12 protein-coding genes and 1 pseudogene are annotated in these 13,479 nt (G+C 44.5%); all 13 read right to left on the minus strand.

What is annotated here, in order from left to right:
- Positions 1–186: 186 nt before the first annotated feature.
- Positions 187–666, minus strand: coding sequence for a (2Fe-2S)-binding protein (locus J2Z20_RS09310; protein WP_209848625.1), 480 nt, complete (start codon positions 664–666; stop codon positions 187–189).
- 1 nt (position 667) lies between these two features.
- Positions 668–1,501, minus strand: coding sequence for an FAD binding domain-containing protein (locus J2Z20_RS09315; protein ID WP_209848629.1), 834 nt, complete (start codon positions 1,499–1,501; stop codon positions 668–670).
- A complete protein-coding gene (locus J2Z20_RS09320) occupies positions 1,488–3,824 on the minus strand; it encodes a xanthine dehydrogenase family protein molybdopterin-binding subunit (protein WP_245252201.1) in 2,337 nt (778 codons plus the stop codon). The genes J2Z20_RS09315 and J2Z20_RS09320 overlap by 14 nt, the downstream gene beginning before the upstream one ends.
- 169 nt (positions 3,825–3,993) lie before the next feature.
- Positions 3,994–4,113: pseudogene (locus J2Z20_RS09325) on the minus strand (flavin reductase family protein); the annotation flags it as partial.
- Positions 4,114–4,170: 57 nt separating this feature from the next.
- The gene (locus J2Z20_RS09330; RefSeq protein WP_209848632.1) at positions 4,171–5,223 is read right to left on the minus strand and encodes an FUSC family protein; all 1,053 of its coding nucleotides are present in this window, start codon (positions 5,221–5,223) and stop codon (positions 4,171–4,173) included.
- Positions 5,224–5,567: 344 nt separating this feature from the next.
- Positions 5,568–6,407, minus strand: a complete 840-nt coding sequence (locus J2Z20_RS09335; protein ID WP_209848642.1) for a pirin family protein — start codon at positions 6,405–6,407, stop codon at positions 5,568–5,570.
- Between the two features lie 198 nt (positions 6,408–6,605).
- Positions 6,606–8,141, minus strand: a complete 1,536-nt coding sequence (locus tag J2Z20_RS09340; protein ID WP_209848645.1) for a solute symporter family protein — start codon at positions 8,139–8,141, stop codon at positions 6,606–6,608.
- A 3-nt stretch (positions 8,142–8,144) separates the two neighbouring features.
- Positions 8,145–8,468 carry a DUF485 domain-containing protein gene (locus J2Z20_RS09345; RefSeq protein ID WP_209848647.1) on the minus strand — a complete coding sequence of 108 codons (324 nt, stop codon included), beginning with the start codon at positions 8,466–8,468 and terminating at the stop codon, positions 8,145–8,147.
- A gap of 187 nt (positions 8,469–8,655) precedes the next feature.
- Positions 8,656–10,010 (minus strand): IS3 family transposase gene (locus J2Z20_RS09350; RefSeq protein ID WP_209848650.1). Its coding sequence is split into 2 segments (ribosomal slippage): positions 8,656–9,557 and positions 9,557–10,010, totalling 1,356 coding nucleotides; the frame shifts between segments, so codons are not numbered across the junction.
- An 85-nt stretch (positions 10,011–10,095) separates the two neighbouring features.
- Complete coding sequence (locus tag J2Z20_RS09355) at positions 10,096–10,857, minus strand: LytR/AlgR family response regulator transcription factor (protein ID WP_209848653.1); 762 nt, start codon at positions 10,855–10,857, stop codon at positions 10,096–10,098.
- Entirely contained in the window at positions 10,854–12,554 is a 1,701-nt protein-coding gene (locus tag J2Z20_RS09360) for a LytS/YhcK type 5TM receptor domain-containing protein (RefSeq protein ID WP_245252172.1), read from the minus strand. Before J2Z20_RS09360 ends, J2Z20_RS09355 begins: the two co-directional genes overlap by 4 nt.
- 213 nt (positions 12,555–12,767) lie before the next feature.
- Positions 12,768–13,004: a cold-shock protein gene (locus tag J2Z20_RS09365; RefSeq protein WP_209848657.1), complete on the minus strand. Its 237-nt coding sequence runs from the start codon at positions 13,002–13,004 to the stop codon at positions 12,768–12,770.
- 82 nt (positions 13,005–13,086) lie between these two features.
- Positions 13,087–13,287 (minus strand): cold-shock protein, encoded by a 201-nt coding sequence (locus J2Z20_RS09370; RefSeq protein ID WP_209848661.1) that lies wholly within the window; start codon positions 13,285–13,287, stop codon positions 13,087–13,089.
- Between the last annotated feature and the right edge of the window lie 192 nt (positions 13,288–13,479).

Here is a 13,479-nt window from a genome sequence, read left to right on the forward strand (position 1 = left end):
AGTTTAGGTGAACGTCACTAGTAAAAATATTTAATTAAACCATTGATTTTATCGTTTGCTGAAACTCTTTTATGCAATCTGCTCTATTTTCAAAGAATCAGTCCGTTTATCCAAACATAATAAATTCCTTAGGCTTGATTGCCGTAGATCCTATCAGGCTAAGTGGTTTTTTTAATAAAACAATGATTACAGTGTGTCTTTCCCGGTTACTAATACTGATTTGACCGCCTCGCTGATTTCCTTATACCCTGTACACCGGCAAATGTTCGACTGCAACCAATCTGTAATGATCTCATCCGTTGCATCTGGGCGGTTCTGAATTAATGCATGGCAATTCATAATGAAGCCAGGAGTACAGTAACCACATTGAAAAGCCCATTTCTCAGCAAATGCCCTCTGAATGGGAGTATCTCTAAGACCTTCAATGGTCGTAACCTGTCTGCCCGCGGCTTCTACAGCAAGCATAATACACGATTTCATCGGCCAGCCATCCATGACGACTGTACAAGCACCGCAGTCTCCATTGTTACAGCCCGGCTTCGCTCCAGTTAGTCCCAGCTCTTCTCGCAAAATATGGAGCAGTGTGTCTGCTGGCCTAGCAACGACCGACCTTCCTTCCCTATTCACGTACAGTTCGATTTTCACCACATGAGCGCCATCTCGCATACTATCCGCCTCCAACTAGACGTATCGTGTCAAACAAGGTGTTCTTAAAGACAAATTCCCGGTACGCTGCCGAACCCTTGATGTCGTCTAATATCGGTGCAGGCAGATGATTGACTGCCTCCTCAACTCTTGATTGAAGTGGTATTTGGTGACGGTTTATTATTTCTTCGATCATTTGAGAACGGAATGGAAATGAGCAAACACCGCTAAAGGCTAACCGGATCATTGAATTCGTTCGAATCGCAGCTATAGTAACAAGCGGGTAATCAATTGCTGACACTTTTCTCTTCTTCACCGCCGTATACGGCATATGAATGTAGCTTGTATCGGTAATGGATTGGACAAATAATTCTCCCTTCCTTAGCTGCAGCTTTTGATTAAATATTTGATTTATTGGAACCTGCTGCATACCTCCTGGTCCCGCAATTCGCACTTCACTGTCGGTTAATAATAATGGCAGTACCGCTTCCCTATAAATAATTTGACTGCATATATTTCCGCCAAGTGTAATTTTGTTCCGTGAAGTCCGATCAGCAACGCCCGCTCCTGTCTCTCCAAGCAGCGGAAATAACCCCGAATCGTGAAGCTCCGACAAAGTTAAAGCGCAGCCGAGGATTAACTTCTCATTATGTATAGCAAGCGTGCTGCATTCAGGTATGTTCTTAATGTCAATGACAGCGCCGGTATAAATCTCATTTATTCTCCCTAGCGTAATAATTTCTGTTCCGCCGGAATAATAAAGCGGATGTTTGCCTTGATCGTCCAAAACCTTGAACAAATGAACGGCTTCCTGAATCGTAGACGGCTCATAATACTCAAAATTAAACGGTATCATATGGAACCCTCATTTTCGTTCTCCATATTCGCTCTGGAAACAACGGCAAATGATTAAGATGAACTCCGGCTGCCCTTGATAGAGCACTTGCGAGCGCAGCAGGCATGCCGATTAATCCGTGCTCACCCAGAGCCCTTGCCCCGAAAGGTGCTTCTAAGCATGGATTTTCTATAAATTTCACAATATATTCTGGGTTTTCCCCGTATCGAATGAGCGGATAATCACGCAGTGTAGGATTGAGAACGATTCCTTGATCGTTAAAAATAAACGTTTCCCGATTCCCGAAGCTAAGCCCCATACTCATCGCTCCCATAACTTGACCTTCCGCTCCTTTCGGATTCAGCACTTTTCCGGCATCGATAACAGAGATCGCCTTTAATATTTTGTAATTGTAATCCGAAATGTCCAGTTCAATTTCTACAGCCTGCGCGCTTACGTTCCATTCCGGACCAACTTCTCCAGTCTCAGGGTTTAGGTAAGTCATCTGCCTTTGGATATAATGGCCCCTGCCGATAATTTGGCCGCCTATTGAATTCCCATTTGGATAAGTATAGCCGTAACAAATATCTTTAAAATCGACATGAACGGCAGGATCAGATCTGACAAACACCTTCCCCCATCCCACCTCCAAATCTTCAGGATCTACGCGCAGCACACAACCTGCGATATCCAATAGCTGACGAATCGCATCATCTGCCGCCTTCAAAACCGCGCGTCCGCCCATAAATGTTCCTCGGCTTGCTACGGTCTTCCAATGTTCAGGCGTAATCGCTGTATCTATCGTAAATTTGACATGGATTTGACTTGGGTCCAGCTTCATTCTTTCAGCCAATATTTGTGCAAGTACCGTCTTCGTACCTGTGCCAATTTCGACGACGCCGCACTCTAAGTTCAAGCTGCCATCTGGATTGAAAGAAACGATCGCCCCTGAGCTGGCGTTCGGGTCCATCGACGAGTTTTTCCAGCCGCAGCTTATACCTTTGGATCTGACCTTGTTAGCATCAACCTGCTTCACCTTCCACTCGTCCCACCCGCTTAAATTGCGGAGCCTCCTCATACATTCTCTTAAATCACCTAAATTGCTTGAATTCAGCATGTTTCTCGTCGGACTCGTATCACCGGGAGTAACGATATTCATGGTACGAAGCTCCAAAGGATCCATGCCCAGCTTCTCAGCGAGCGCATCCATCGCTCTTTCGATCGCAAATGTAAGCTCCGCATGTCCGTAGCCGCGGTAGGCAGATGCATACGGATGATTTGTATATATGGTCATACAATCGCAGTACAAATTGTTAATGGCGTAGGGCCCTGTGCAATCAGCTGCCGCTGCTCTTGCAACGTCGCTGGACTTATCGTTGTAAGCTCCGCCGTCGAACCAATATATGATTTCAGCCGCCGTAATTTCCCCTTTGGAAGTGCTGCCGAGCTTCACTCTCGCTTCAAGCCCAATATGTCCTGGAGAAGTGACCATATCTTCCTCTCGGGTATTGATGATTTTCACTTTGCGTCCGCCGACCGCTTTCGAGGCTAAATAAGCGATCGGCTCAAGCTGAATGGCCGCTTTCCCGCCGTAGCCTCCTCCAACGAACGGTGTCTTGACGATAATCCAGCCAGGCTCGATATTGAAATATAGACCCATATATTTTTTGACCGCAAAAGGAGCTTGAGAGGAAGTCTCTATGACAATATGTCCGTCAGGTCTAATTTCGGCGACAGCGCTTCTCGTCTCCATCGCCGCATGGTCGGATGGGGCAAATGAAACCGTATTTTCAATAACGACTTCACTATCGCTCCAACCCTTCTCCATCTGCCCTTTTCGGATTTTAATCAAGCTCGCGACATTGGTGCCAGGAATCGGATTCACGCCATCAGCCGCTTTATATTGTCCTAAATTAGGATGAACTAGAGGCGCTCCCTTCCGTATCGCTTGCGTAGGCGAGTTCACGACCTGTAACGGTTCATACTGCACGATCATAGAATAAGCAGCTTGTTTTGCCGCCGCTTCGGTGTCCGCCACAACGACCGCAACGGTCTCCCCGAAAAATCTTACGCGATCCTTGGCGATAATCGGTCTGTCTCTGATCTCTTCGCCGGTTAACACATGGGAATCTTCTCCTGTTAAAATGGTGCGGACTCCCTTCACCTGCCAAGCAGCAGACGTATCTATATTCAAAATATTTGCATGCGCATAGGAGCTTGTCACCATGGCTGCGTGCAGCAGCCCAGATTCCGTATAGTCCCCGGTGTATTTGGCTCTTCCTGTTGCCTTATCGGGTGACTCCTTCTTTAAGATACTCTTGCCGACGACCTCCAGATGATCCATATGACTCACGCTTCCGCCCCCTTAACACCGGACTTCAGTAAATTATATGAACCCATCTGGGGAGCCATTCAATAAAAGAAAAGAGGCAGTCCCATCAGTCTTTGCAGACTTAGGACAACCTCTTCTAAAGGAGATAGGATATGTTTATTTCGGCCGTTCGATCTCAAATATTTCGCCCGCCAGACTCCGAGAGCGTAGTTACAAAGGCAACCGGTCTTGGAATAATACTGCCTATCAAAAATTTATAGTTGTCCTGTTCTGTTTGGCTTGCAGGATCAATTGAAATCATCATCATCATTCTCCTTCCTGTAACGTTAGATCATTGTAGCTCTGTTCATCTATTCATTCAATGATGTAGTTCTTTGAGCAGCTCTTCAGTATCCGTATATAAAGAAACAGCGTATTGATGCGCCTCCATACCCGCAGGCAAACTTGGCTGTAAGAGAACAGGATCATCATATAAAATACTGCGAGCAGTACCGTCTGTCAGCTCCTTAACTTTTTTCTCTAAATTAGAGATTTTATTCTTCCGATCTTTCCAGTACGAACTAATGGACTGCAGCTGACTCGCCCACATTGCCTGATCTTCCGCGGACATGTTCCCAGTGCGAGACCAGATTTCAATCATCTTTATAGCTTTCTCTATATATGCGGATGCATGCTTTAAATGGTGAAGATAGTCGCGATATGCCGTTAACAGAACAGCGCTTTTCTTAGAATATGGGTTGAACTTGATGCTCTTGAACCCTTTCTCCATGTCCTTACCGGACTGAAACAGCTCTTCTTGCAATGTATGCACCCCGTGGATAAGCTTCCGTCCTTCTCCTAGCTCACATCCGCTCTTAATCCAATCGGCGGCCTTGCTGAATTTTTGCGATAAATTATCGGTGAGCTGTACGAGTGAATCCCTGGCCTCTTTCGTGAAATCTGGGGGGAAAATAAAAATATGAACGAGCACGGCAAGCGCTGCTCCAATTACTGTATCTCGTATACGGTCTATTGGATAATGCCCTGATTGCTGCTCAAGAGCAAATACGAGTAAGAGACTTAATGCGACCTGGTGGATAATCACTTCGCTCATCTTGAATAGAGCCGGAATACATGTACCGATCAAGAAAAGAAAAGCTAACGCCCAGCCATTAATTGGGAGGATACTTGCGAGCATCGCCGCAATGACTACTCCAATAATCGTACCTATTGTGCGTTGGTAGGAAAATTGAATGGATTGCTGCACCGTCGTTTGTAAGCAAAGAATAACCGTAAGGGGCGCTAAATAAGGATGCTTAGAGCCTGCAAGTTCGGCGAGTTCCCATGATAATCCAGAAACTGCCGCCATTTTCAAAATTAAGATACCCGTGTTCATCACATAAAGCTTACGTTTCTGCTTTGTCTCGTTCATGCCTTTACTCCATACTCTTTTTGACTCTAGCGTTCGCTAACGATTCATTTTTTATAACCTCATTACATATGAAAAAGACATTGCCACAGCGTACATTCCGTAGAATTACGTGAGACAATGCCTTTGTTTATGGAGAATACCAAAGCGCAGCCTTCGATACTCGCCCAGCCGATTAATTCACAATAAACTTACTTGTTCTTTCTTGCAGACCTTGAGCTCGCAACGACAGTGAATCCAATACCGTAACTTCCGTATAGCTTTTTACGAATGGTCAACTTCATTTTGTTCCACCTCTCCTCTCCCTGTCTTATCTGAATCGAAAAAGCGGATGTAAAGCGAAAATATTATTTACCGAAATTACCGGAATTGTAATCGTCAAATGCTTGCTTGATCTCTTCAATCGTATTCATGACAAAAGGCCCATGTTGAACTACGGGTTCGCCAATCGGTTCGCCTGCAACGAGAAAAGCATGTAGTTTCTGCTGTGCACGAATCGTAACTTCGCTTTCTGACCCTTCCGAAGCGGACCCAAGCCATAATACTTGCTGCTTCTTGCCTTTCGTCTCCTCTGCTCCGAAGTAACCTTCTCCATTTACAACATAAATAAAGCCGTTATAACTGCTTGGGAGATCTTGCGTCATGGAAGCGCCCGGTTCCAAAATGATTTCTACGATCGTGACAGGCACATGATTAAGCGTGTTCGCTGCTACTCCATTAGATGAGCCAGAGAAGACTCTAATCAGCGCCCCTTCCTCCCGGAGCACCGGCATATCCTCTGCATGGAGATCTTGATACCTGGTCTCAACCATTTTCTTAGCGCTCGGAAGGTTAATCCATAGCTGCAGGCTATGTACGGTATCTCCAGGTACAGGTTGTTCACTGTGTATAATGCCTCTGCCTGCTGTCATCCACTGTAAATCTCCAGGCTTTAACAGACCCGAATTTCCCTTATTATCCAGATGCTCTAGAGTTCCTTCAAGTACAAATGTAACTGTCTCCATTCCCCGATGAGGATGAAAGTCAAATACCCCGCGTTCAAACTTGTCTTCCATCATCATCAAAAAAGGATCAAATTCAGCCCAGTTCCCCGGCGGCAATACGGGACCTGCGGTATGTTTGGCTGAATGTCTTTGGAGAGTTACATCCCATACTCGGCGAATTCCCCGCTTTACGGCTTTATTCATCTTATTACCTCCTCAAATTTTTGAAGATTACTAATAATTATATAGATACTAACATTTTTCAAGTTTTCGAATTTATTATACTCGTTTTATATTCATATATTCAATGTTCATTTTGCCTGCCGTAATCATACAAAAGCAGCTGCCGCAGAGAGGGGCTCTGCGGCAGCTGCTTTAAATTAAATCTTAGCTTAGATCATCCTAAGATAGCTCCCGAATACCTGTATTCGCCTTCACTAATATTTCATCGAACTTCGCATCGTCTTGCTTCGAAGAGAAATACGTTCCAATAAAGGCCCCTAAGAAACCTAGCGGAATGGATATAATACCCGGATTGGTCAGTTTGATAAGAGGCGTACCTACAAGTATCGCTTTACCGGCTTCTGGATTCCATACGTTAGGACTAACAGCAACTAGGATAAGAGCGCTGAACAACCCGAGAAGCATACCCGTAACCGCGCCAGAAGTATTGAACCGTTTCCAGAATACGGTGAACACCAGTACAGGCAAGTTCGCACTAGCCGCTACTGCAAATGCGAGCGCCACCAAGAATGCGACATTCATCTTTTGCGCGAATAGAGCGAGCAAGATCGAAATCACTGCAACACCAACGGAGGCTAACTTCGCCATTCTCACCTGCTCCTTCTCGGTAGCTTTCCCTTTGCGAACGATATGGCTGTAGAAATCGTGCGCGAATGCCGAAGCCGCAGAAAGCACTAGACCCGCGACAACCGCCAATATCGTTGCGAACGCAACCGCTGAGATAAAGGCAAACAGGAAATCTCCGCCAAGCGCTTTTGCAAGAAGAGGCGCGGCCATATTACCGGCAGCGTTCGCCTTCACAATAGCATCTTTGCCTACAAAAGCAGCTGCGCCAAAGCCAAGGAACAGTGTCATCACGTAGAACAGTCCGATCACCCAAGTAGCGACGACTACAGACTTGCGAGCTGTAGGTGCGTCTTTAACGGTAAAGAACCGGATCAAAATGTGAGGCAGTCCAGCCGTTCCTAGCACTAGAGCAAGGTTAAGCGAAATGGTATCAAGCCCATTCGCGAATTTATTGCGAGGGTTAAGGAATGCTTCCTTAAGCGGAGTTGCAGTCCGCATTTCGTTAAACATATGACCGACATTAAAATCAAATTTGGCAAATACGATTAACGAAATAATAAACGTACCGGCTATAAGCAGTATACATTTAATAATTTGTACCCAGCTTGTAGCTGTCATGCCGCCGAACACAACGTATACAGTCATCAGAACGCCGACAATAAGGACGGAAGCCGTGTAGTCCAGACTAGGAATAAGAAGAGTAATAAGTGCGCCTGCGCCAACCAGCTGTGCAATCATATAGAAAATGGAAATAACAATCGAATTCAGCGCTGCAACGCCGCGAATTTTCTTGTTATCGAAACGAGCAGCAATCATATCCGCCATCGTATATTTTCCTAAATTACGGAGCGGTTCTGCCACAAGATACAGTACAACCAAGTAAGCGACGAGGAATCCGATGCTGTAGAAAAATCCGTCAAAACCAAACAACGCGATCATTCCCGCAATACCTAAAAAGGATGCAGCAGACATGTAGTCTCCAGCAATAGCCAGACCGTTCTGCCAGCCTGTCAGTCCTCCGTTAGCGGTATAAAACTCGCTTGTCGTTTTTGTACGTTTGGAAGCATAATACGTGATGACGAGAGTACCAAGAACAATGATAAGAAATAGGAGAAATGCTGTATTCATCGATTATCCCGCCTTTCTTTCCGACGTTTGCACCTCTGCTTTAATCTCTGCACAAAGCGCGTCGAACGATTTTGATTTACTGGAATAGATCGAGCATAGAACCCATGTCATAATAAATTGGGTAGAGGCGAATACCCATGCCCAACTGATTGCACCGACCGCGGGTTTATTAAGAACTTCGGAGTATGCCGTTAGAACCGGAAGTGTAAAATAAAAGGCCAAGAAGAACAGTGTCATCGGAATGATAAACCGTTTCTTCTTCGTGATCAACTTGCGGAAAAGCTCTGAGCGGGCAACTTCACTGTACGTTAATTGCTTCTTACTCAACAGAAATCCCTCCACATTATGAATTGCGCTTAACCGATTGGACAAGTAATGTAAGCGCTTTAATATATTATAACGTGTCTTTGTTTCTTTGGATGAATTTAGGTGTAAAACGTCAAATTTCCATCCTCAAATACAAAAAAACAGTCCTGAGTGAAGTGACCCCTAAAAGTTAGACACGGCTATTTCATCAGGCAGATTTCTCAAAATGAGTTCGATATTGTATCGGACTCATTTTTAATTTTGCCTTAATCCGTTTCGCATTATAGTATCCTATATATTTTTCTAATTCTAGTTTAAAGTGTTCTACACTTTCGAATTCTTTGAAGTAGAGGAACTCTGATTTCATAATACCAAAGAAATTCTCCATCACGGAATTATCATAACAGTTTCCTTTACGAGACATACTTTGTAGAACGCTTCTTTCTTGTAGCGCATGACGATATTGCTTCATTTGATAGTGCCAACCCTGATCGGAATGCATGAGCAGTTGGTGGTCTTCTGGTAGGCGCTCTAAAGCCTTCGCCAACATCTCTGAAACAAGTGAATAAGTCGGTCGTGAGCCAATTGTGTATGTAATAATTTCTCCGTTAAATAAATCTAACACAGGTGATAAATACAGCTTTTCTCCGAATAATTTAAACTCCGTAATATCCGTAACCCATTTTTCATTCGGTGCTTCCGCCTTGAACTGACGATCTAGAAGATTGGGCGCAATTTTACCGACTGTACCTTTATACGATTTATACTTTTTCATACGTACAAGACATTTTAAACCAAGCTCTTTCATAATGCGTTGAACCTTCTTATGATTTACTTTCTTCCCACGATTCACTAGTTCATCACGAATACGACGATAACCATAGCGGCCCTCATGTTCATCGTAAATTGATTTGATTTCAGCCTTTAAATCGGCATCAAGATCTGGTCGGTTCATTTTCTTTACAAGATCATAATACGTGCTACGTGGAATGCCAGCAAGCTTCACGAGCACTTTCACCGGATATTTATGCCTTAACTCATAGACTACTTGAGCTTTGTCTTGCTTGGTGATTTTTCCTTGTTTTGAACTAAGGCATTCAACTTTTTTAAATACTCATTCTCCATTTCAAGTTGTTTAATTCGTGCTTCAAGTGTTTCGACAGATCCTTCAACGGAAGTTTGTTTTGCTTGTTTCGTTGGCTCTTTTTTCATCGGTGGACGCCCCTTTTCCTTCGAAACGAGTGCGTCTATTCCGAAAGTACTCAGCTGTATTCTCCATTTTCGAATCAATGCAGGAGATGAAATATTAAAGATTACTGCAGCTTCGTTTGGGGACGCCCCATTTTCGTTCATATAATTAAGTACATCCATTTTAAACTGCGTTGTGTAAGAAGTATAGGACTTTTCGAAAGCTGCTAATCCGTGATATTCATATTGTTTGATCCACATACGTACGACTTCCTTATTCGCTCCGATTGAACGAGCAATTTTATCCACGCTCTCTAATTGCTTCTGGTATCTAACCACTGCATCAATTTTATGTTCAACAGTAAATTTACTCATGAAAAAACTGCACCTCCAATTGTTAGATTGTGTTTAACAATTGGGGTGCAGTTCAGAGCGGACTGTTCAAAATATTGTATATGATCTACCCCTCTAATAGCTTGATCATATCTTTACCCGCAATCCGGGAAACTGGTATTTTCGTTCGACTCATATCACTGAGAATGGCGTTGTAAGCCCCGTTGAACCATGGCTCTATTTCTTGGATATAATCGAGATTCACGAGGTAGCTCCGATGGGTACGGAAGAATGCTGTCCCAAGCTTCTCCTCCAGCTCTTGCAGTGTCTGCTTTGTTGCATAAGACCGGCCATCAGTTAAATGAATAAGAGTCACCTTATCCTCCTTCACCGCATAGAGAAAATGTTCCGCCTCGAGGACAATGATCCGGCCGCCTTCCTCAACGAGCAGCTTATTTTTTTTGAAAGGGAGCACCTGTGGCGGTTCCATCTGCTTGGCTGCACCCAAAGTACTCCCGCTTTCTGCCTTCCTCGCCCTAATCCGCTCCAAAGTCCGTCTAAACCTTTCTTCATCATAGGGCTTGAGAAGATAATCAACGGCCTCTACTTGAAAAGCCTCCAGAGCATATTGATCGTAGGCTGTCGTAAATACAATAGACGGCTTTGGTTCCATCTGATGAAGCCTGTGAGCAGCCTGAATCCCGTTCATCTCAGGCATTTCGATATCCAGAAAAATGGCATCTGGTCGATGCTTCTCCGCTAGATCTAATGCCTCAATTCCGCTTGCAGCTGACGGGAGCAATACGACATCTGGCTCTTTAGAGAGCAGATAAATGAGTTCTTCCCTTGCCAGCCGTTCATCTTCGGCAATCATAATTCGAAGTATCATACAGATGTACTCCTTCTTTCCTTCCGGCATGGTATTGCAAACGTAACTTTTGTCCCGCCTTCCACTCGATTTCGATAGTTCAGCGAACATTCCGAACCGAGCAGACTAACTAGACGCTGATTTACATTATGAACGCCAAGACCTGTACTCTCGCTCCCCCTCATTGGGGCTGTGCCCAGCTTGTCTATGATGCTCTCCGGAATTCCGGTACCGTTGTCCTCTACGATGATCTTGACCATCTTCCCTTCCCGCTTAAGTTCAATGCGTATCCAGCCTCCGCTTGCCTTCTTCCTAAGGCCATGCTGGATGCTGTTCTCCACAAGCGGTTGAAGTGTTGAAGGCGGAATAAGAACCATTTCCAAACTCGGTGCCAGTACACATTCTACCTTGAGCTGATCAGCGAACCTGGTTCGAATGATCTCTAGATATGTATTTAAATGCTCTACTTCCTGATAAAGCGGGATAAGCGGCGACTGCGTCATCTTGAGGCTCATTCTCATGAACTGGCCCAGCTGTACAGTGACATGACGCGCGCTGTCTGGATCGATGCGAATAAGTGTAATTATGGAATTTAAAGTGTTGAACAAAAAATGCGGGTTAATTTGTGCTTGCAGCGCCCTTAGCTCTGCATCCTTCATAAGCGCTTCCAATTTCTCAGAGCGCGCGCTCGTTAACTGACTCGAGATCAGCTTGCTGAAGCCTTGGGCAAACTCCACTACTACCTTGTGAATCTGTTTCGGACTGCGAAAATATAAATTGATAAGCCCCGCCGTCTGACCAGATTGGTTGAATGGCATAATGATCGCTGCAGCCAGATCAGGATGATGCGGCTGAATGTGATCGGGGTGCAGGACAACTTGAATTTTCCCAGTAGCAATGGCTAGCCTAGACAATTCCGTTACGATCAATTCCCCAGGCAAGTGCCGAGATGTGCCGATGCCAACATGAGCCAGAATCCGCTCTGTATCCGTTACGGCCACCGCGTCAGCCTGCAATTCATTCATTAGAATCGAGGCAGTTGCTTCGGCTGTTACGTAAGTGAGACCTTGTTTAAGATGCGGCAGTACCATCTCTGCAATGTGGAAAGCCCGCCCAGTCTCAAGCGCAGCTGCCCGATCTTCCTCCTTCAAAGCTACGCGGATCATCGCGACGAAGATCGCAATGCCTACGCTGTTTGTTATCACCATAGGGACGCCTATACGATTGACGAGCGTTATTGCGGTGTCTGAAGAAGTCGTAAAAATAAGTACAATTCCGACCTGCAGAATCGGAGCAAACACGCCAATGAACATCGCTTTAATAGAAGAAATGACCCTTTCTTCATAAAAGAAACGAGCAATGAGCCCGGCGAGAAGTCCAATTACAGGAGTGGATACCGCATAGGACGCACCCGCAATACCTCCAATCAAATAAGCGTGGTAACCCGTCAATATTCCCGCTCCCGCACCAACGTAAGCCCCTCCAAGCAATCCTGCGATAACGACGCCGATGAGTGCAGAATGAGCCATAATTTCATTAGGGCCAAGAGATATAATCCAGAACGCCGACCCAGTCTCCTGCGGACTTACTACGACACCCGCATATGTACCTGCAATACCGATCAGCCCAAATAATACCGCAAACATACTTCCTGTCAGTATATTCATATCTCGATCAAGTATGTTGCGGAAAAGAGAGATCCGGGTCAATATAAACATAACAATTAGCAGCATCCCCATACGTTCGAACAATATAAGCGTGAGCTGTTCCAGACGTATTCCTCCCGCTAACCAGCAATATAAACCTTTTTATGTAAAATGATAAAATGTTTCTCAATTTTAGAATAAACTCTTATTTTCATCCAATCAATATAAAAAAAAGAACAGCCTTCGCAGAAACGATTCTCTTCTGCTAGCAGTTCTCACTTAAGATTACTTATTTTCTATTTGTACACCCTTTTTGAGCGTTTTCTGATTAGGATTCGAATTGACAAGCACGGGGAGCTGCTTCATATCCCTTACCATCGGAGAATTACACAGGCCACAAGTCGGCTCCGCCTCAAACGCAAAGTCATCCCTAATCCATCCGTTACAACCTTCTACCGTACATGACCAGATTGCCGTGTTTTCTTGTGGAATTTCTTCAAACGATTTTTTCCGTAAATACATGAATGCCCCTCCTTGCTTAATATATCTAACTGTCTAACAAAAAAATGCCCCTAACTATACGTTAAGGGCATCTTTTTGTGAATTACAATTTAACTACGTTTTCAGCTTGTGGTCCGCGGTTGCCTTGTACCACATTGAATTCAACGCGTTGGCCTTCTTCAAGAGTTTTGAAGCCGTCGCCAGTGATCGCGCTGAAATGCACGAATACGTCGCTTCCGCCTTCAACTTCGATGAAGCCGAAACCTTTTTCTGCGTTAAACCATTTTACTGTACCTGTTTGCATGAGATTACCTCCAAAATAAGATATACATGACCTTCTTTATTTCATGAAATAAAAAAATTCACATATTGCACAAGGTTATTGTGCCAAAACAACAACCCTCTACAATATGTGAATTCAGGTCACGATTTGTTAAACCAATAATAACATATTTCAGCTTAGATAGCAAATCATTGAAAAGTGGAAGGAAAGGAG

It is taken from the genome of Paenibacillus sediminis (assembly GCF_017873765.1).
GTDB classification, from domain to species: Bacteria; Bacillota; Bacilli; order Paenibacillales; family Paenibacillaceae; genus Paenibacillus_AG; species Paenibacillus_AG sediminis.